This is a genomic window from Ruegeria sp. AN6, from assembly GCF_056540425.1.
Window position 1 is genome coordinate 62,522 of sequence record NZ_JBQFWR010000013.1, and the last position, 20,115, is coordinate 82,636.

Annotated in this window: 18 protein-coding genes; 11 read left to right on the forward strand and 7 right to left on the reverse strand. The window is 57.5% G+C overall.

Annotation, left to right across the window (positions count from 1 at the left end; genetic code table 11):
* The first annotated feature begins 44 nt into the window (after positions 1-44).
* From pip to infB, 6 genes are all read left to right on the forward strand, one after another.
* The gene (gene pip / locus ACR0MQ_RS17960) at positions 45-1,022 is read left to right on the forward strand and encodes a prolyl aminopeptidase (RefSeq protein ID WP_170775883.1); all 978 of its coding nucleotides are present in this window, start codon (positions 45-47) and stop codon (positions 1,020-1,022) included.
* Positions 1,019-1,837, forward strand: a complete 819-nt coding sequence (locus tag ACR0MQ_RS17965) for an ABC transporter substrate-binding protein (RefSeq protein WP_480609922.1) — start codon at positions 1,019-1,021, stop codon at positions 1,835-1,837. The genes pip and ACR0MQ_RS17965 overlap by 4 nt, the downstream gene beginning before the upstream one ends.
* Positions 1,838-1,997: 160 nt before the next feature.
* The gene (rimP, locus tag ACR0MQ_RS17970) at positions 1,998-2,588 is read left to right on the forward strand and encodes a ribosome maturation factor RimP (protein ID WP_170775887.1); all 591 of its coding nucleotides are present in this window, start codon (positions 1,998-2,000) and stop codon (positions 2,586-2,588) included.
* Positions 2,588-4,201, forward strand: a complete 1,614-nt coding sequence (gene nusA, locus ACR0MQ_RS17975) for a transcription termination factor NusA (RefSeq protein WP_010442532.1) — start codon at positions 2,588-2,590, stop codon at positions 4,199-4,201. The genes rimP and nusA overlap by 1 nt, the downstream gene beginning before the upstream one ends.
* Before the next feature lie 22 nt (positions 4,202-4,223).
* Positions 4,224-4,847 carry an RNA-binding protein gene (locus ACR0MQ_RS17980; protein ID WP_170473632.1) on the forward strand — a complete coding sequence of 208 codons (624 nt, stop codon included), beginning with the start codon at positions 4,224-4,226 and terminating at the stop codon, positions 4,845-4,847.
* Positions 4,848-4,855: 8 nt separating this feature from the next.
* Positions 4,856-7,333, forward strand: coding sequence for a translation initiation factor IF-2 (gene infB, locus ACR0MQ_RS17985; RefSeq protein WP_010442534.1), 2,478 nt, complete (start codon positions 4,856-4,858; stop codon positions 7,331-7,333).
* A 62-nt stretch (positions 7,334-7,395) separates the two neighbouring features.
* On the opposite strand, the gene ACR0MQ_RS17990 is transcribed toward infB, so the two are convergent.
* The 5 genes from ACR0MQ_RS17990 to ACR0MQ_RS18010 all read right to left on the reverse strand — a co-directional run bounded on the left by ACR0MQ_RS17990 (position 7,396) and on the right by ACR0MQ_RS18010 (position 12,075).
* Complete coding sequence (locus ACR0MQ_RS17990) at positions 7,396-8,226, reverse strand: alpha/beta hydrolase (RefSeq protein ID WP_480609925.1); 831 nt, start codon at positions 8,224-8,226, stop codon at positions 7,396-7,398.
* A gap of 3 nt (positions 8,227-8,229) precedes the next feature.
* Positions 8,230-9,111, reverse strand: coding sequence for a tryptophan 2,3-dioxygenase (locus tag ACR0MQ_RS17995; protein WP_480609927.1), 882 nt, complete (start codon positions 9,109-9,111; stop codon positions 8,230-8,232).
* A gap of 63 nt (positions 9,112-9,174) precedes the next feature.
* Positions 9,175-10,203 carry an L-threonine 3-dehydrogenase gene (gene tdh, locus ACR0MQ_RS18000; protein WP_480609969.1) on the reverse strand — a complete coding sequence of 343 codons (1,029 nt, stop codon included), beginning with the start codon at positions 10,201-10,203 and terminating at the stop codon, positions 9,175-9,177.
* 14 nt (positions 10,204-10,217) lie between these two features.
* On the reverse strand, positions 10,218-11,402 hold the full coding sequence (locus ACR0MQ_RS18005; RefSeq protein ID WP_170775893.1) for a glycine C-acetyltransferase: 1,185 nt from the start codon (positions 11,400-11,402) through the stop codon (positions 10,218-10,220).
* Positions 11,403-11,511: 109 nt separating this feature from the next.
* Positions 11,512-12,075 carry a helix-turn-helix domain-containing protein gene (locus ACR0MQ_RS18010; protein WP_170775895.1) on the reverse strand — a complete coding sequence of 188 codons (564 nt, stop codon included), beginning with the start codon at positions 12,073-12,075 and terminating at the stop codon, positions 11,512-11,514.
* Positions 12,076-12,192: 117 nt separating this feature from the next.
* Between ACR0MQ_RS18010 and ACR0MQ_RS18015 the strand changes: the two genes are divergently transcribed.
* On the forward strand, positions 12,193-13,368 hold the full coding sequence (locus tag ACR0MQ_RS18015; protein WP_480609930.1) for an acetyl-CoA C-acyltransferase family protein: 1,176 nt from the start codon (positions 12,193-12,195) through the stop codon (positions 13,366-13,368).
* A 97-nt stretch (positions 13,369-13,465) separates the two neighbouring features.
* Here ACR0MQ_RS18015 and ubiB read toward each other — a convergent pair whose 3' ends face one another.
* Positions 13,466-14,995 (reverse strand): 2-polyprenylphenol 6-hydroxylase, encoded by a 1,530-nt coding sequence (gene ubiB, locus ACR0MQ_RS18020; protein WP_480609932.1) that lies wholly within the window; start codon positions 14,993-14,995, stop codon positions 13,466-13,468.
* Positions 14,996-15,748 (reverse strand): bifunctional demethylmenaquinone methyltransferase/2-methoxy-6-polyprenyl-1,4-benzoquinol methylase UbiE, encoded by a 753-nt coding sequence (gene ubiE, locus ACR0MQ_RS18025; RefSeq protein WP_170473657.1) that lies wholly within the window; start codon positions 15,746-15,748, stop codon positions 14,996-14,998. It abuts the gene before it with no gap.
* A gap of 86 nt (positions 15,749-15,834) precedes the next feature.
* Here ubiE and mutM point away from each other — a divergent pair, with 86 nt between their 5' ends.
* The 4 genes from mutM to dnaA all read left to right on the forward strand — a co-directional run bounded on the left by mutM (position 15,835) and on the right by dnaA (position 19,940).
* Positions 15,835-16,686, forward strand: coding sequence for a bifunctional DNA-formamidopyrimidine glycosylase/DNA-(apurinic or apyrimidinic site) lyase (gene mutM / locus ACR0MQ_RS18030; RefSeq protein ID WP_480609934.1), 852 nt, complete (start codon positions 15,835-15,837; stop codon positions 16,684-16,686).
* Between the two features lie 66 nt (positions 16,687-16,752).
* Complete coding sequence (locus tag ACR0MQ_RS18035) at positions 16,753-17,529, forward strand: enoyl-CoA hydratase (protein WP_480609936.1); 777 nt, start codon at positions 16,753-16,755, stop codon at positions 17,527-17,529.
* Between the two features lie 229 nt (positions 17,530-17,758).
* Positions 17,759-18,022: a 30S ribosomal protein S20 gene (gene rpsT / locus ACR0MQ_RS18040; protein WP_010442545.1), complete on the forward strand. Its 264-nt coding sequence runs from the start codon at positions 17,759-17,761 to the stop codon at positions 18,020-18,022.
* A gap of 541 nt (positions 18,023-18,563) precedes the next feature.
* The gene (dnaA, locus tag ACR0MQ_RS18045; protein WP_170473663.1) at positions 18,564-19,940 is read left to right on the forward strand and encodes a chromosomal replication initiator protein DnaA; all 1,377 of its coding nucleotides are present in this window, start codon (positions 18,564-18,566) and stop codon (positions 19,938-19,940) included.
* Positions 19,941-20,115 lie beyond the last annotated feature (175 nt).

The following is a 20,115-nucleotide window of genomic DNA, read 5'->3' on the forward strand; positions in this document are numbered from 1 at the left end:
GTCTCCGTGTGCTCTTTTACGCTTAAGGACTATATAGGGCCGTAATGGATAAGTACCCGGACCAAAAGCGCGCAGTTCAATATCTTTACCCGCCGATCGATCCGTTCGATCAGCGCGTCGTTGATATGGGCGATGGGCACCGCATTTATGTGGAACAATGCGGTAATCCCAATGGGATACCGGTCGTGGTGCTGCATGGTGGGCCGGGTGGCGGTTGCAGCCCCGCGATGCGGCGCTATTTCGACCCGGATGTCTACCGGGTGATTCTCTTTGATCAGCGCGGTTGTGGCCGTTCAAGGCCCACGGCCTCGGTCGAAGACAATACGACCTGGCATTTGGTCGCGGATATCGAACGGTTGCGAACGCTGTTTGGTATCGAGGACTGGATTGTCTTTGGCGGCAGCTGGGGTGCAACACTGGCTTTGATTTACGCGCAGACACACCCGGATCGGGTCAACCGTTTGGTGTTGCGCGGCGTGTTTCTGGCGACACAGGCCGAGCTCGATTGGTTTTATGGTGGCGGTGCGGGCAAGTTTTGGCCGGAACAGTGGGCCAAGTTTGCATCCCTGCTGCCCGAGGCCGAACAGTCTGACGCGATCAATGCCTATCACAAGCGCCTCTTTTCGGGCGATCGTGCGACCGAGATCCTCTTTGCGCGCGCTTGGTCTCATTGGGAGAACGCTCTGGCCTCAATCCACACCAACGGATCGGTTGGGGAAAGCCCCGGGGAATACGCCCGTACCTTTGCACGGCTGGAAAATCATTATTTCAGGAACGGCGCGTTTCTCGAGTATGATGGCCAGATTCTGGACCAGATGGACCGTATCGCACATATTCCCGGCCATATCGTGCAGGGAAGGTATGATATGATCTGTCCACCGCAAGCGGCCTGGAACCTGGCGCAGCGATGGCCTGGCGTTGACTTGAAAATGGTGCGCCAGGCAGGGCACGCCTTGTCAGAACCGGGTATAAGCGTTGAGCTGGTCCGGATTATGGACCGCGTGGCGGAGGGTACGGCATGACCAGGATTGACCGTCGTGCATTGTTTGCCTCGGGTGCTGCCGCCGCCTTGCTGGCGGCGACGGGCGGGTCGCTGGCGGATACACCAAAGACAGGTGGCAAGCTGCGGCTTGCGGTTCCGCGCGATGAGAGTTTGGAAATATTAGCGCGCGGGGCCGTGTTCGACACCCTGACCGAAGTCGCATCAGATGGGACCTTGCGCGGCGAACTGGCAAAAGCTTGGCAGGCAGAAGAACACGCGCGTGTATGGAGCTTTGATCTACGCGACGACGCGATATTCCATGATGGATCCGCCATGCATGCAGACGATGTAGCGGCGGTATTTTCAGACATCGGACGCGCGGAGGCCCTAGCCCCTGATCGCGTTAGGTTTGAACTGGCCGCGCCCAATCCTGGTTTGCCCTTCTTGCTTGCCGACAGTCGGTTTGTCGTGACACGTGACGGGCAGGGAGTTACCCCATTGAACACGGCAACGGGCACGGGGTGCTATCGTGTAGAACGGGCCGAGGATTCTCGCCATTTCCTTGGGCGCAAGGTGGCGGGCCACTACAAAAATGGCCACGCGGGTTGGGCTGATGCGTTGGAAATCATTGTGATCCCTGATGCGCGTGTGCGGGCCGAGGCTTTGCGGGATGGCTATGTGGATATTGCTGCCCTGCCCGAAGGTGATGAGCTAAAGGATCAACGCGGCCTCAGATACCATCCAGGTAAGACCGACATGGCGCTGGCGGTGGCCGCGCATGTCGGCATGCCGCGTCAGATTGGCAAGGGGTCGCTGGACGATGGGCGCATCGCCGAGCGGTGGTGGCTGGCCTAAATCCGATCACGATTTTCGCCGGGGGTTGCAGACTCGGAAAAGCCTGCGTATATGCAAATACAACAGCGGCGCGTTGGACTTCTGGTCTGGGGCTCCACCGGAAATTTCGACGGGCCGCGCGCCCGTTTTTTTGTGCCCGATGACAGGGTAGAGAACCTGAATGACAAACGACCTGATAGCCAAAGCAGCCATTGACCGGCGACTGGCCGAGATCATCACACCCGTGATCGAGGATCTGGGGTATGAGCTGGTGCGCATCCGCCTGATGAGCGGTAAGACCACCACGATGCAGATTATGGCCGACAAGCCCGATGGCGGCATCGAAGTAGATGACTGCGCCGAGATTTCGAACGCAGTGAGTGCCACGCTTGACGTCGAGGACCCGATTCTTGATGCCTATACGCTTGAAGTGTCCAGCCCCGGCATCGACCGCCCTCTGACCCGTCTCAAGGATTTCCAGACTTTCGAAGGATACGAGGCCAAGATCGAGACCGCTGAACTGATCGACGGCCGCCGACGCTTTAAGGGTGAACTGGCCGGGATCGAAGGGGATGAGGTTCTGATCAACATCCCCGAAGGGGACGAGACGATCACCATCGGTCTGCAATTCGACTGGCTGAGCGACGCCAAGCTGGTCCTGACTGATGAACTGATCAAGGAAATGCTGCGCCAGCGCAAAGACGCCGGCGCCTTGAACGAAAACGCTTTCGACGAGATAGAGACCGAAGGGTCCGAAGAGGAGACGAACTGATGGCAATCACCTCAGCCAACCAGCTGGAGCTGCTGCAGACCGCCGAGGCCGTGGCCCGCGAAAAGATGATCGACCCCGGTCTGGTTGTCGAAGCGATGGAGGAATCGCTCGCACGTGCCGCCAAGAGCCGTTACGGCGCGGAAATGGATATCCGCGTGTCGATCGACCGCAAAACCGGTAAGGCGACCTTTACCCGCGTCCGTACCGTGGTTGAAGATGAAGAACTTGAGAACTATCAGGCTGAGTTCACCGTTGAGCAGGCCAAACAATATATGGAAAACCCTGAGGTCGGTGATGTCTTCGTTGAAGAGGTTCCGCCGGTTGAGATGGGCCGTATCGCGGCACAGTCCGCCAAGCAGGTGATCTTGCAGAAGGTCCGCGAAGCAGAGCGCGACCGTCAGTACGAAGAATTCAAGGATCGCGCGGGCACCATCATCAACGGTGCGGTCAAGCGCGAGGAATTCGGCAACGTCATCGTCGATCTGGGCGGTGCCGAAGCCGTTCTGCGCCGCAATGACAAGATCGGCCGCGAAAGCTATCGCCCGAATGACCGTGTGCGCGCCTATATCAAGGAAGTCCGCCGCGAGGTGCGTGGTCACCAGATCTTCCTGTCGCGCACCGCGCCGGAATTCATGGCTGAGCTGTTCAAGATGGAAGTGCCGGAAATCTATGATGGCATCATTGAGGTCAAGGCCGTGGCCCGTGACCCCGGCTCGCGCGCCAAGATCGCTGTGATCTCGTATGACGGCTCGATTGATCCCGTGGGTGCCTGCGTTGGTATGCGCGGCAGCCGCGTGCAGGCCGTTGTGAACGAGCTGCAGGGTGAAAAGATCGACATCATCCCGTGGAACGAAGATCAGCCGACCTTCTTGGTGAACGCACTGCAGCCTGCAGAGGTTTCTAAGGTGGTTCTGGACGAAGAAGCCGGTAAGATCGAAGTGGTTGTACCCGAAGAGCAGCTTTCGCTGGCCATCGGTCGCCGCGGTCAGAACGTGCGTCTGGCCAGCCAGCTGACCAACCTGGACATCGACATCATGACCGAAGCCGAAGAATCGGCCCGCCGTCAGAAAGAGTTCGAAGCCCGTACACAGCTGTTCATGGAAACGCTGGATTTGGACGAGTTCTTCGCGCAACTTCTGGTTTCGGAAGGATTTACCAACCTCGAAGAAGTGGCCTATGTCGAAATTGAGGAACTGCTGGTCATCGACGGTGTTGACGAAGGCACCGCGCAAGAACTGCAGACCCGTGCGCGCGAATTCCTAGAAGCACAAGCCAAGGCGGCGTTGGATGCGGCCCGTGCGCTGGGCGCCGAGGACAGCCTCATTGAATTCGAAGGCCTGACACCCCAGATGGTAGAGGCGCTGGCCAAGGACGATGTGAAGACGCTGGAAGACTTCGCAACCTGTGCCGACTGGGAACTGGCCGGTGGCTGGACCACAGTTGATGGTGAGCGCATCAAGGATGATGGTGTTCTGGAACCTTTCGGCGTGACGCTGGAAGAGGCTCAGGACTTGGTCATGACGGCGCGCATCATGTTGGGCTGGGTTGATCCGGCTGAATTGGAGCAGGCCGAAGAAGACGGCGAAGCAACCGATGAGGAGGTCGAGGCCTGATCTCAGGCCTCGGGTGGCTGACATGGGTCGCGGTGGCGTCCAAAAGGATCGGTCGGAAGGCCCTGAACGCAAGTGCATCGCCACTGGCGAGATTCAGCCTAAATATGGCTTGATCCGCTTTGTGGCAGGGCCGGACGGTCAGGTCTTTCCCGATGTTGCGGCTAAATTGCCGGGGCGCGGGGTCTATGTGGCGGCGGATCGCGCCGCGCTGGACAAAGCAGTGAGTAAGAAACTGTTCTCGCGTGGGTTCAAGGCGCAGGTGAGTGCGGCCAAGGATCTAACAGATGAGGTCGAAAAACAGGTGGCGCGCCGGGTGATCGAGCTGATCAGTTTGGCGCGCAAGTCCGGAGATGCGGTCGCCGGGTATGAAAAGGTCAAGTCGTGGCTGGACCGGGAAGAGGCCCAGGTGTTGATTCAAGCCTCGGACGGATCGGGGCGCGGTAAGTCGAAACTCAGCACGCCGCACTTTGGAAAATACATCGGCTGGCTGACTGCGGATGAGCTTGGGGCGGCATTTGGGCGCCAAACCGTGATTCATGCGGCCATGGCCTCTGGCGGACTCGCCAAACGTGTTGTAGAGGAAGCGCAGCGCCTGCGTGGCTTGCGCGAAAAGGATGACGGCGGCAAGGGCCGCTCGGAAGGGTAAGAAGCTTAATGAGCGATAGTGACGGCAAAAAGACATTGGGTCTTCGTGGCGGGGCACGCCCCGGAAATGTGAAACAGAGTTTCAGCCACGGACGTACCAAGAATGTCGTGGTGGAGACCAAACGCAAACGCGTGGTCGTACCCAAGCCGGGCGCGACCAAACCAAGTGGTGGTGCGGCACCTTCGGGTGATCCTTCGCGTCGTCCGGCGGGTATTTCCGATGCGGAAATGGCGCGCCGAATGAAGGCGTTGCAAGCTGCCAAAGCGCGCGAGGCTGAAGAGGCCGCTGCGCGCGAGGCACAAGAGAAGGCTCGTGAAGAAGAACGTGCGCGCCGCCGGGCCGAACAGGAAGCCAAGGAACGCGAACAGCGTGAGGCTGAAGAGCGTGCTCGTGCCAAGGCCGAGGAAGAAGAACGTAAGCGCAAAGAGGCGGAAGAAGCCGCCAAGCGCGCTGCCGCGGCACCCGCGCCCGAAGAACAACCGCGTACGGCACGCGGTCCGGCCAACAAACCGGCGCCAGCGGCTACACCCCGCAAGCAAGACCGCGAGCGCGAGCAGCGTGGCCGCGGCAAAGGCCGTGACGACAACCGCCGTTCGGGCAAGCTGACACTGGGTCAGGCCACCGGTGGTGAAGGTAATCGTCAGCGTTCAATGGCTGCGATGAAGCGCAAGCAGGAGCGTGCGCGCCAGAAAGCCATGGGCGGCCCGGTCGAGCGGGAAAAGGTGATCCGCGACGTTCAGTTGCCCGAGGCGATCATGGTCTCGGAACTGGCCAACCGTATGGCCGAGCGCGTGGCTGACGTTGTCAAATCGCTGATGCAGATGGGCATGATGGTAACGCAGAACCAGACCATCGACGCTGATACGGCTGAGCTGATCATCGAGGAGTTTGGGCACAAGGTGACCCGCGTCTCTGATTCGGATGTTGAAGACGTCATCAAAGAAGTCGAAGACAGCGATGACGATCTGCAGCCGCGTCCGCCGGTCATCACCATCATGGGCCACGTTGACCATGGTAAGACATCATTGCTGGATGCGATTCGTGACGCGCGCGTTGTGGCGGGCGAAGCCGGTGGCATTACCCAGCATATCGGCGCCTATCAGGTGAAAACCGATGGTGGCACCACGCTGACCTTCCTTGATACGCCGGGCCACGCGGCCTTTACTTCAATGCGGTCGCGCGGTGCTCAGGTCACAGATATCGTGGTTCTGGTTGTGGCTGCCGATGATGCGGTGATGCCGCAGACGATCGAGGCGATCAACCACGCCAAGGCGGCCGAAGTGCCGATGATCGTGGCGATCAACAAGGTCGATAAGCCGGATGCGAACCCGGACAAGGTGCGGACCGATCTGCTGCAGCACGAAGTCATCGTCGAAAAGATGTCAGGTGAGGTTCAGGACGTCGAAGTGTCCGCCATCACCGGTCAAGGTCTCGATGAACTGCTGGAAGCCATCGCGCTGCAGGCCGAGATTCTGGAACTGAAAGCCAACCCCGACCGCGCCGCCCAAGGTGCCGTGATCGAGGCGCAGCTTGATGTGGGCCGTGGTCCCGTTGCCACCGTTCTGGTTCAGAACGGCACTCTGCGTCAGGGTGATATCTTCGTCGTGGGTGAGCAGTATGGTAAGGTCCGCGCGTTGATCAACGACAAAGGCGACCGCGTCAAAGAAGCCGGCCCGTCGGTTCCCGTTGAGGTTCTTGGTCTGAACGGTACGCCTGAAGCGGGCGACGTTCTGAACGTGACCGAGACCGAAGCGCAGGCCCGTGAGATTGCTGCCTATCGTGAGCAAGCAGCCAAGGACAAGCGCGCCGCAGCTGGTGCCGCGACCACCCTTGAGCAGCTGATGCAGAAGGCCAAGGAAGACGAGAACGTCACCGAGCTGCCGATCTTGATGAAAGCTGACGTGCAGGGTTCTGCCGAAGCCATCGTTCAGGCGATGGAGAAGATCGGTAATGAGGAAGTGCGCGTGCGCGTTCTGCACTCGGGCGTTGGCGCGATTACCGAAACGGATGTCGGCCTGGCCGAAGCCTCGGGCGCTCCGATCTTTGGCTTCAACGTTCGTGCCAATGCGTCAGCGCGAAACACCGCGAACCAGAAAGGCGTCGAGATCCGGTATTATTCGGTGATCTATGACCTCGTGGATGACGTGAAAGCAGCCGCATCCGGCCTGCTGAGCGCCGAGATCCGCGAGAAGTTCATCGGTTACGCCGAGATCCGCGAAGTCTTCAAGGTTACCGGCGTTGGCAAAGTAGCCGGCTGTCTGGTCACCGAAGGCGTGGCGCGTCGTTCCGCAGGTGTTCGTCTGCTGCGCGACAACGTGGTGATTCACGAAGGCACGCTGAAGACGCTGAAGCGTTTCAAGGACGAAGTGACCGAAGTTCAGTCGGGTCAGGAATGCGGTATGGCGTTCGAAAACTACGACGACATCCGCGCAGGCGACGTGATCGAGATCTTCGAACGCGAAGAAGTGACCCGGACGCTCGACTGATCTGGCTTACCTCGAGAGATTTAAGACAGCGGCTCAATTGGGCCGCTGTTTTCTTTTTGGGGTTATTCGCTGCGCGACGACAAAAACGAGCCCGAGGGCATGATGATGTCGAAGTGATGTTTACCCTGTTGAAGGTCGAAACTGACCGAATGTCCTGCTTTTCGTAGCAAGTCCGCATAGTCACGGCTTTGTCGAACAAATTCTGGTGTATCTCTTTCAGCAACCGTTACCCTGTAGCGCGGCCCCGGCGCGGGCAGATTGAGGCAAGGGGAAAGATCGTGAATCTCGACCTTAGTCAGTTGCAATGGATCATTTACCGAAGTCAGGCTAATCGGCTCCAAATCGTAAACGCCACTGATCAGAATTACGTTACGCACTCTTAGACCCGCCTGCGCCAACGCGCTGGATGAGGTCGCCATGACCATCGCTACCAGATGCGCACCTGCGCTATGACCTGACAGGGTGATGTTTGATGGATCGAAGCCCAATAACTCGGCCTGTGATGCAAGCCACAGCAAGGCATCGCGACATTCTTCGACCATCTGCCCCAACCTAGCTTCAGGGGCGAGTGTGTAATTCAGGGTCGCAAAGGCCTGCCCGTTTTCGTGTAGCACCGGTGCCATCGGGGCGGATTCGCGCTGGCTGAGCGCCTGCCAATACCCTCCGTGAATGAACACATGCAAAGGTGCGTTTGCGTCTGAGGAGGGGAAGAAATCCAGAACCTGCGCCGGACTGTCGCCATAAGCAAGGTTTTCGCGCACATCCATCCGTGTCCGGGCCTGAGCGCTGAGCGCAACATAACTGTCCAGATATGGCGTCAGATCGCCACCAATCATCGAGCTGGGGGAGTATTCCTGTTCAAGTTGATCTTGGGTGTACCCGCGATAAAGCATGCCTCAGTCTCCCGAATACATCAGCTCGGTGCGCATATCGTAGAGGTCGTGGAAGAAGCGCAATTCCAGCGCCTTGCGCAGAAAGGCCACGCCGCTCGAGCCACCTGTTCCGGGTTGCATCCCGATGACCCGTTCGACTGCCGTAGCGTGGTCGAATCGCCAGCGCTGGAACAGCGATTCGACGTCCATCAGCTTTTCAGCCAGAGCATAAAGGTCCCAATACTTGCTGGTATCCTGGAAAATCTCGCACCAGATTTTCACGACGCGCGGGTCGCCGGAATAGGATTGTGAATAGTCACGTTCGATCAGGTCTTGCGGTACGTCAAACCCTTGCCGTGCCAGCATGTGCAGCACTTCGTCATAAAGGGACGGTTTGGTTAGCGCTGCGCTCAGCATCTCCATGACCTCCGGATCGTGTTCATGAACCTTGAGGGTCGAAGCATCCTTGTTGCCCAATATGAACTCGATCTGGCGATAACCGTAACTCTGAAAGCCTGACGAACTACCTAACGCATCGCGAAACGTCATGTAGTCGGCGGGCGTCATGGTCAGCAGCGTTTCCCAAGCGGTGATCAACTGCCGCTGGATCGCCTTGATCCGGTCGAGATTTTTCATCGCCGGGCCGAAATCGTCTTGCTGCAGGAAGCGCCGCACTTCGACCAGCTGGTGATGCATCAACTTCAGCCATAGCTCGCTGACCTGATGGATGATGATGAATAACATCTCATCGGGCTGAGCAGGATCCTGAAAAGTCTTTTGCAGATTCAACAGGGTTTTGAGTTGCAGAAAGTCGCCATAGCTTTTGCGATGCGTCTCAGCGAAATCGGTGACCAGAGAATCCTCGATTCCGCGTTCCAGCAGTCGATCATCTTTCGTGCTGCCCATCTTGCTCCTCCGGTTGGTTGCGCGATCCCTGTGTATGGGCCAGTTTTGCAACTATCCAGAGGGTCAGGTCCAGTCCAGAACAACTTTGCCGGACAGGCCCGACTTCATTGCTGCGAAACCTTCGGCAAAATCGTCAACACCAAACTGATGGGTGATCACGCGGCTTACGTCCAAACCGTTCTGCAGCATAGCAATCATCTTGTACCATGTCTCAAACATCTCACGGCCGTAGACGCCCTTGATGGTGATGGCTTTAAAGACAATGCGGCTCCAGTCGACCGGAGATTGGCCCGGCGGGATGCCCAGCAGGGCGATCTTTCCGCCCATGACCAGCGCTTCGACCATCTGATCCAAAGCTGCCTGCGAGCCCGACATCTCCAAACCCACGTCAAAGCCTTCTTTCATCCCCAGTTCGGTGATGACATCGGACAACTCTTCTATGGTTACATCGACCGTACGTATCGACGGCACCACATGTTCCGCCAGTTTCAGCCGATCTGCATTGATATCGGTGATTACGACGTTTCGCGCACCTGCATGGCGTGCGACAGCTGCTGCCATTATACCGATCGGGCCTGCGCCTGTTATCAGAACATCCTCGCCCAGCAGATCGAAGCTCAGCGCGGTGTGAACCGCATTGCCCAGCGGGTCGAGGATCGCGCCAATCTCATCCGGCACATCATCTGGCAAAGGTATCACGTTGAAGGCAGGCAGTTTCAAAAACTGGGCAAAGGCACCTTGTTCATTTACTCCGATGCCCCGCGTTCCGGGGTCCAGATGAAACTTGCCTGCACGGCTTTGGCGGCTGTCGGTTCCGATCAGATGCCCTTCGCCCGAGCAGCGCTGGCCGATCTCAAGCCCGGTAACATTACGACCAATCTCGACTATTTCGCCTGCGAACTCGTGGCCGGTGATCATCGGCACTGGTACTGTGGCTGCGGCCCAGTCATCCCAGTTCCAGATATGGATATCTGTGCCGCAGATGCCGGTTTTGTTTATGCGGATCAGTACCTCGTCCGGTTCAATCTCGGGGACTGGGGCCTGAACCATCCAAAGACCTTCCTCGGGCTTGGATTTTTCCAGTGCTTTCATCGTGTTGGGTCGCATCAAATCACCCCCAACTCTTTGCCGACTTTGCCAAAGGCCGCGAGCGCGCGATCCAATTCATCCTTTGTTAGAGCCGCATTCATCTGAGTTCTGATCCGCGCTTGACCACGCGGGACTACCGGGAAGAAGAAACCCGAAACATAGACGCCTTCATCAAACAACCGCGACGCCATGTCTTGCGCAAGCGTTGCGTCCTCCAGCATCACCGGGATGATTGGGTGCTCACCGGGCAGCAGATCAAACCCCAGCTTTTCCAGCCCTGCACGCCAGTATTTGGCGTTGCCGAACAGTTGCGCGCGCAGCATGTCGCCCTCTTCAACCAGACGGATTGCTTCCAGACCGGCAGCGACGATGGACGGCGGCAGCGAGTTTGAGAACAGATAGGGCCGCGCCCGCTGCCGCAGCAGGTCGATCACTGGCTGCGGCCCGGCAATGTAGCCGCCGATTGCCCCCCCAAGTGCCTTGCCCAGAGTTCCCGTCAGAATGTCCACGTCGACGCCGAAGTGATCCGGCGTGCCCGCACCGTTTGGCCCCATGAAGCCCGTGGCGTGGCAATCATCGACCATGACGATGGCGTCGTACTTGTCGGCCAGCTCGCGTATTTTTGGCAGATTGGCCAGATAGCCATCCATCGAAAAAACGCCGTCGGTGGCGATCATGATATGCCGCGCCCCGTCCTCGCGCGCCTGTTTCAACCAAGCCTCGAGGTCGTTCATGTCATTGTTTAGATAGCGATAGCGTTTGGCCTTGCAGAGCCTTACGCCATCGATGATTGACGCGTGGTTCAGACTATCCGAGATGATTGCGTCTTCAGGCCCTAACAAAGGCTCAAACAGCCCGCCATTGGCATCGAAACAGGCAGCGAACAGAATTGAATCATCTTTGTTCAGGAACTTGGCCAGCCGTTGCTCAAGCTCGCGGTGAATATCCTGCGTGCCGCAGATAAAGCGGACCGAGGCCATGCCGAACCCTTTTGGTTCCATGGCGTTCTTGGCGGCGTCGATCAGGGCGGGGTGATCGGCCAGGCCCAGATAGTTGTTGGCGCACAGGTTGATGACCTGCTTTCCGCCCACAGTAATCTCACCGCCCTGCGGCGAGGTGATCATTCGTTCACGCTTGTACAGACCTTCGGATTCGATCTGCTTAAGGGTGTCGGTGATGTGGGACAGGAATGCATCTGCCATGGCGATCTCCTTAGCTCTGAGTCGCGCTTCTAACATAACGGACGAATATCCCAAATAGGGGATTTACGAAATTACGGAAAAATATCCGTGAAGGCGGATTATTGCTGAATTAGGCGTTCTTTACGATTAGGAAAACACGCGCAGGGCTGTCGGCAGAAATGGAATGCGCAACGTCAGCGGCATATCGGGCTGTATCACCCTGCCTGAGTTCGCTCACTGCCGCGCCTGAAGTAACTCGAACTGACCCTTCCAACACGGTCAATTGTTCCCGTGCACCGCGCGCATGGGGTTGGCTGTTCAGGGCGCCGTTTTTGTCGAGCTGAATGTCATAGACCTCGTGACCGCCGGCCTCTTCTGGCGGTGAGAGGATCCGGATGCGGCAGTTCTCTCCCATGTTATCGATGCTGGGCACTTCGGAGTTTTTGAGAATCTCGATCTGGTCGGTTGTCTTCGTGTCTTCCAACAACCCGGCAAAATCCACCTGCAGAGCTCGGGTCAGGTTCCACAAGGTCGAAATTGTGGGGCTGCTTTCTCCCCTCTCGATCTGGCTGACCATGGATCGCGATACGCCGCTGAGATTCGCGACCGCTTCGAGCGAAAGGCCTTGGGCCCTACGCGCCTCTTTAAGGCGTGTCGGAAGGCGTGTCAGGATATCGTCTGTCTTGTCCGTCATGACGGAATTTCATGCGCCTTGAATCGATAGATGTCAATTCCGTCTGTGACGGGACGTCTCAGGCGACAGAGAGTTTCTGCGGGTGCATACTACGGCCAAACTCAGGAGGAGTGATCCATGACCGATATCGTTATTCTGGATGGCGCACGTACTGCCATCGGCACCTTTGGCGGTGCGCTGGCTTCGACCGCGCCGATTGATCTGGCGACCGTGGCGACCGAGGCCGCGCTTGAGCGGTCGGGTGTCGAAGGTGGGCAAATCGGGCATGTGGTTTTCGGTCATGTGATCAACACTGAACCCCGCGATATGTACCTGTCGCGGGTAGCAGCGATGCAGGCGGGCATTCCGAATGGGACTCCGGCGATGAACGTAAATCGTTTGTGTGGCTCCGGCGCGCAGGCGATTGTGTCAGCGGTACAGTCTCTGATACTGGGCGATGCCGATTTCGCTGTGGCTGGTGGAGCGGAGAGCATGTCACGCAGCCCCTACATCGTGCCTCAGGCCAGATGGGGCGCCAAGATGGGCGACGTCACCTCACTGGACATGATGTTGGGCGCGCTGAACTGTCCTTTCGGAACCGGTCATATGGGTGTGACGGCTGAGAATGTGGCCGACGAACATCAGATCAGTCGTGAACAGATGGACGAGTTTGCCATGACCAGCCAGACCCGTGCTGCGGCTGCGATTGAGGGCGGTTTTTTCGAAAGCCAGATCGCGCCTGTGCAGGTGAAAGTCAAACGCGAGATGGTTGACTTTAAGGTGGATGAGCATCCCAAGGCCACCACAGCTGAGGCACTGGCGGGCCTTCGTCCGGTATTTAAGAAAGAAGGACGCGTCACGGCGGGGAATGCATCGGGAATCAACGATGGGGCTGCGGCGATGGTTCTGGCGACGTCAGATGCTGCTGAGAAGGCCGGATTGAAACCAAAGGCAAGGATATTGGGATATGCACATGCTGGGGTGCGGCCCGAAGTAATGGGAATTGGGCCGGTTCCTGCAGTGCAGAACTTGTTCAAGAAGACTGGGCTGTCGGCGGGTGATTTCGATGTGGTCGAGAGTAACGAAGCTTTTGCCGCACAAGCCCTGGCCGTCAATCAAGAGCTTGGATTGGATGCCGCTAAGGTCAATCCGAATGGCGGTGCGATTGCGTTGGGGCACCCTGTGGGGGCAACTGGGGCGATTATCACCCTGAAAGCGCTGTATGAGTTGGAGCGTGTTGGTGGTTCCAAGGCGCTTATCACCATGTGTATTGGCGGTGGGCAGGGGATTGCCCTTGCTATCGAGCGGCTCTGATTGAGGTCGGGAGGGGGGCTGTCTGCCCCCCAATCGCGCAGGCGGCGCGATCCCCCCCCGAAGATATTTGTGGCCAGATGAAGCAGGCGGATTGTTGTCAGCTGAATGTCATCACGACAAGTGTGGCTGCGATTCCAACGGCTGCGCCAAGGGCGGCAGGTAGCAGCAAGGTTGTCTTGCCGGAATTTTGCTGGTCATCTTTCGTGGTCTGCGCAATCAGGGCGGTTTCAACCAGCGCAGGTAAGCGTGGGCCGAAACGGGCCAGCACCATTGCGGTCTTTGCAAAATCTCTCAGGGCGGCCCGGGGGCCGATGGAGCTTTTGATATAATCCTCGACGACCGGGCGCGCGACTTCCCAAATATTCATATGATCGTCGAGTGATCGGGCGACGCCTTCGACCACGACCATGGTGCGCTGCAGAAGAATCAGTTCGGTTCGTGTTTCCATGCCGAAGCGCTCGGTGACCTCAAACAAATAGCTGAGCAGTCGGCCCATTGAGATATGGGTCGCGTCCATGCCGAAGATGGGTTCCCCGACTGCGCGCAAGGCGCGGGCGAATTCGTCGACGTCCTGGTTGGCAGGGACATAGCCGGCCTCGAAATGGACTTCGGCTACGCGTTTGTAGTCGCGGCGGATGAAGCCGAAGAGGATTTCGGCATAGACCCGACGGGTGTATTCGTCGATATGCCCCATGATGCCGTAGTCATAGGCAATAATATCTCCATTCGCGGCGACCTTCAGGTTCCCTTGGTGCATATCCGCATGGAAATAGCCATCGCGAAGGGCGTGCAGCAGGAAAAGGCGCAACACACGTTCTGCCAGTTCGCTGCGATTGTGGCCTGCAGCGTCCAGCGCGTCATTGTCGCCCAGCGGGATTCCATCGGCCCAGCTGAGTGTCATCACCCGGCGTGCGGACAAGGACCAGACGACCGGAGGCAGCCAGAACCCGGAATCATCCTTGGTGTTGGCGGCGTATTCCGAAGCAGCAGCGCTTTCCAGGCGCAGGTCCAACTCGCCGCGGACAACTCCGTCAAAATGCTCGATCACCTCCATAGGGCGCAAGCGACGAGCACCGGGGGCAAACAGGTCGACAATTCGGGCGGCGAAATAAAAGGCGTCTACATCTTTACGGAAGGCGCGTTCAATTCCGGGGCGCAGGACTTTGACGGCAACATCTTCACCCGTGCTGGCCAGCTTAGCTTTGTGGACCTGAGCGATTGAGGCTGCGGCGATAGGCTCACTGAAATCGCTGAACATTTCTGAAAGGGGTTGGCCCAGCTCTTTCTCGACCTCGGCCATGGCTTCGGCCTTGGAGAATGGCGGAAGCTTATCCTGCAAGACACGCAGTTGTTCAGCCAGTTCATTTCCAACCACGTCGGGGCGGGTCGAAAGGACTTGTCCGAACTTGATATAGGCGGGTCCAAGAGCAGTTAGGGCGCGGGTTGCGGGCGGCATCTGGGGATCCCCTTTGTACCCCAGCCACTGAAATGGTTTGCCCAGAACATGTGCGAGAATGCGGATAGCCCGAGGAGCTTCGAACGCGTCTAATACCACGTTCATGGCACCCGTGCGCTCGAGCGTTGCGCCTGTGCGGATCAGGCGGATAATGTTGTGTGGGCCGCGCATCTAGATCTTCCAGCCGGAATGCAGTGCCGCGATACCCATGCTGAGATTGCGGTACTTGGCGTTTTCGAACCCGGCGGCGCGGACCATGCTCAGGAATGTCTCCTGATCCGGGAACTTGCGGATCGATTCCACCAGGTATTGATAGCTGTCGTAGTCATTGGCGATTAGTTTGCCCATGCGTGGAATGACGTTGAAGCTGTAGAGGTCATAAAGCTTTTGCAGTCCGTCATTGGGCAGTTGGCTGAATTCAAGCACCATCAGGCGGCCACCGGGTTTCAGCACGCGATAGGCCTCGTTCAATGCCTCTTGCGGGCGGGTAACATTCCGGATGCCGAAGGAAATTGTATAGACGTCGAACGTATTGTCCTCGAACGGCAGGGACATCGCATCGCCCACCACCCAGTTCAGGCTGTCGGACATCTGGTCGGCCTCGGCGCGCTGGCGGCCTTCGACCAGCATAGGCTCTGTCAGGTCCAGAACCGTGGCATGGCCGTGGCCCGCGCGTCTCAGGAAGCGAAAAGAGATATCTCCGGTCCCACCTGCAACGTCCAGCAACCGTTGACCGGGGCGCGGGGCAAGCCAATCCATCATTGCATCTTTCCAGACCCGGTGAATGCCCATCGACATGACATCGTTCATCACATCGTATTTCGAGGCGACCGAGTTGAACACGCCCTGTACGCGCCCGGCCTTGTCGGCCTCGCGCACGGTTTCAAACCCGAAATGAGTGGTCTTGTCGCTGTTGTTGGACATTTGCCTTGCCGTTCGTCGAATTTCGCCTCTGTTATAGGGCCATAAGAGGCGGGCACAATGCGGCCCTTTGGAATAGGAGCCATCTAATGCCCGAATTGCCCGAGGTCGAGACAGTAAGACGCGGTCTATCCCCGGCGATGGAAGGCGTCGTAATCCAAAGGGCGGACGTAAACCGCCCCGATTTGCGCTGGCCTTTCCCCGAGCGGATGGCTGAACGATTGACTGGGCAGCGCGTCGACCGATTGCGTAGACGATCGAAATACATTCTGGCCGATCTGAACAGTGGAGAAACACTGCTGATTCATCTTGGCATGTCCGGGCGTATGACCGTATCTGGTGATCCTCTAGGGCAATTTGCCCACAAACACCCGATGCCGGAAAAGCATGATCACGTAGTCTTTCATATGGCCAACGGCACCCGTATCACTTTTAACGATCCGCGTCGGTTCGGAGCCATGGACCTGCTGCCGACAGCCACGGCAGAGGATCACAAGCTGCTGTCAGTTCTGGGACCTGAACCATTGGGTAACGATTTCCACGAACAGCACCTCATTGAGGCGTTCAAAGGTAAGAATAGCCCGGTCAAATCCGCGTTGCTGGATCAGGGAATCGTTGCCGGATTGGGAAATATCTACGTCTGCGAAGCGCTTTATCGCGGCAAGGTGTCGCCACGTCGCAAAGCCGGACAGATTTCTGCGCTACGCGTTGCGGCCCTTGTGCCGATCATTCGGAAGGTGCTGCAGGACGCGATTGAAGCGGGCGGGTCATCGCTGCGCGATTTCCGCCAAGCCGATGGAGAACTTGGATATTTTCAGCACAGCTTCGACGTCTATGGCCGCGAAGGCGAGCCCTGCCGAACCAAAGGTTGTGGCGCTGAAATCAAGAGAATCACTCAGTCCGGTCGCTCATCCTTCTATTGCGCGCAATGCCAAAGATAACTTGATCCAGCGAAATCGCGTGGTAAGGAATCGTACCTGAACGGAACAACCGGAAGCTTACACCTCATGGCTTTTGAGACGATCATCGTCGAAATCGAAGACCACGTCGCCCTAATCAAGCTCAACAGACCAGATGCGATGAATGCGCTGAACACCCAGTTACTGGGTGAGTTGTGTGATGCGCTGGAAGAAGCAGACAGCAACGACAAGGTGCGCTGCGTCGTCATCACCGGTTCGGACAAAGCCTTTGCGGCTGGTGCGGACATCAAAGAGATGTCCGAGATGAGCTATGTCGATGTCTTCAACATCAACCTTTTTGCCGACGCGAATGACCGGGTTTCGGCGATCCGCAAACCGATCATTGCCGCTGTTGCGGGTTATGCGCTGGGCGGAGGTTGTGAGCTGGCAATGCTGTGTGATTTCATCATCGCGGCGGATACGGCCAAGTTCGGCCAACCCGAGATTAATCTGGGCGTCATCGCAGGACTCGGCGGCAGCCAGCGTTTGACACGATTTGTCGGCAAGTCCAAATCAATGGATATGAACTTGACCGGTCGGTTCATGGACGCGGAAGAGGCCGAGCGTGCGGGGCTGGTCAGCCGCGTCGTGCCTGCCAAGAAGCTGATCGAAGAAGCAACCGGTGCGGCGCAGAAGATCGCTGAGAAGTCGCAGATCACGGCAATCGCGGCCAAGGAAGCCGTGAACCGCAGCTATGAACTGCCACTGAGCGAGGGCATGCTGTTTGAGCGCCGTGTGTTCCATTCGATGTTTGCAACTGAAGATCAGAAAGAGGGCATGGCCGCGTTTCTGGAAAAACGTGCGGCTCAGTTCCGCGACAAGTAACGATAACGGACATTCAGTGAATTCAGGCGGGCTTGGTCCCGCCTTTTTGCTACTGAAGCTCTTGTGAAGAATCAGCTTGGCAAAACCTTTAAACTTGGGTAGAGACCGCCGTCATACATGCGCGTGCGGCCCGCTTGGCCCGACTCACACTCGTGATTTCTGATCCGGTGCGGATATGTCCGTGGCGCGCAACCCTAGATAACCGTACCGAACAAAAGGTCAGAGACACATGGCAAATTCGCCCCAGGCAAAGAAACGCGCTCGTCAGAACGAAAAGCGTTTTGCTGTAAACAAAGCACGCCGTTCGCGCATCCGCACACATCTGCGCAAAGTTGAAGAAGCAATCGCATCCGGTGACAAGGACGCGGCTACCGCTGCCCTGCGCGCCGCTCAGCCCGAGCTGATGCGCGGCGTCACCAAAGGCGTCTTCCACAAGAACACCGCAGCCCGCAAAATGTCGCGCCTGTCGGCACGCGTCAAAGCGCTGGGCTGATTCTTTGGGAAAACGCGTCAAGCGTTGATTTGCGAAAAAGGCGTCGCGCATAGCGGCGCCTTTTTCATTGTTGCCGGAAAGCCGCGTCTTCACGAAGTCGAGAGATTCTTTCGCCCTGAACCCCGAGTCAATATCAGAGTTTCGTTGCCCGGACCCATGGGCTCTTGCTACGACTGAGTCAGCGATTCACTCGCTTGGGGGGACAGGCTGTTCTGGGTATCTGACTGACGGGCATCAGTAGGAATCCGGAACGAATGTTCGAAAATCGGCTTCGGTCGATTGGACGATCTGCTCTGGGTCTCGGGTTTTCCGATGATCTTGGCCCTGTCGAAAAATTGGATTGTGACGCGCCACCCTGTTTTCGGGGTTGTACCGACCGTTGGACAATGCGGTATCGGATTGCGCTGAACGTCAAAATGACCCGCCAGACCTCGTGGCCTGGCGCAAGGGTATCCTTGTGGGTGGACGCAATAAACCGGTATACCGGACTATTTTGATAAGGCTGATAGGCCAATAAAGAATGGGATGCGTGAGGCGCCGAATGACACAAGAGAAATGGGGACAGTTGCGGAACAAGTTGATGAAGGCTGTTGGTAAGAACAACTTCACGACCTGGATCGAACCTTTAGAGTTTCAGGGATTGCAAGATGGCGTCGCAGTATTTTCTGTGCCGACCAACTTCATGGGAAACTACGTAAGTCAAAATTTTGCTGATCTAATTCTCTATGAACTGAACACGGCGGGCGAGCCTGTTCAGCGCCTTGCCTTCCGCACCGCCGCCAATTCTCCGACCCGTCCGGCGCAGGCCGAGACCCCAAAACCCCAAGCCGTTCCGCAGCCCGCAGTTGTTGAGGCCTCGCATGATGCGCTTGAGGCGTTACAGGCGGCACCGCTGGACGCGCGCTTTACCTTTGACAGTTTTGTTGTTGGTAAGCCGAATGAGCTGGCTCACGCCGCCGCGCGCCGCGTTTCCGAAGGCGGGCCCGTAACATTCAATCCGCTGGTGCTCTACGGGGGTGTCGGCCTTGGTAAGACGCACCTGATGCACGCCATTGCTTGGGAGCTGAAAACCAAGCATCCCGAACTAAACGTTCTGTACCTGTCGGCAGAACAGTTCATGTACCGTTTTGTGCAGGCCCTGCGTGAGCGCCGGATGATGGATTTCAAGCATCTGTTCCGCTCGGTTGACGTGCTTATGGTTGATGACGTGCAGTTCATCGCGGGTAAGGATTCGACGCAGGAAGAATTCTTTCATACCTTCAATGCGCTAGTGGACCAGAACAAGCAGATCATCATTTCGGCCGATCGCGCGCCGGGTGAGATCAAGGATCTTGAAGACCGGGTAAAGTCGCGCCTGCAATGCGGCCTTGTCGTCGATCTTCATCCCACAGACTACGAATTGCGTCTGGGAATCCTGCAGAACAAAGTGCAGCAATACAGTAGCACTTATCCCGATCTGACCATTGCTGATGGTGTATTGGAATTCCTTGCACACCGCATCTCGACCAATGTGCGCGTGCTGGAAGGGGCGCTGACCCGGCTCTTCGCGTTTGCCTCGCTGGTTGGGCGCGAGATCGACATGGAATTGACGCAGGATTGTCTGGCCGATGTGCTACGCGCATCCGAGCGCAAGATCACTGTCGAAGAGATTCAGCGCAAAGTCTCGGACTACTACAACATTCGCCTCAGCGACATCATTGGCCCCAAGCGTCTCCGGTCTTATGCTCGCCCGCGTCAGGTGGCGATGTATCTGTGTAAGCAACTGACCAGCCGGTCATTGCCGGAAATCGGCCGTCGTTTCGGTGGGCGCGACCACACCACAGTCATGCACGGCGTTAAGCGCATTGAAGAGCTGAAGCTGACCGATGGCCAGATCGCCGAAGACGTCGAGATGCTGCGCCGGGCTTTGGAAGCCTAATCTGCGACCGTACTGGAAATGCCCCGCGCCTGTCTGGCCGGGGTATTTTCATGTGCGCAATAATCCACGATTGCGCGCGAACTGGTGGTGGGATGGCCGGTTGGCCTTGACGGTTTGATCATTCCAACCCAGAAATTCACAAAAAATCCTTGTGCCTCAGGGCGGAACCGGTAAC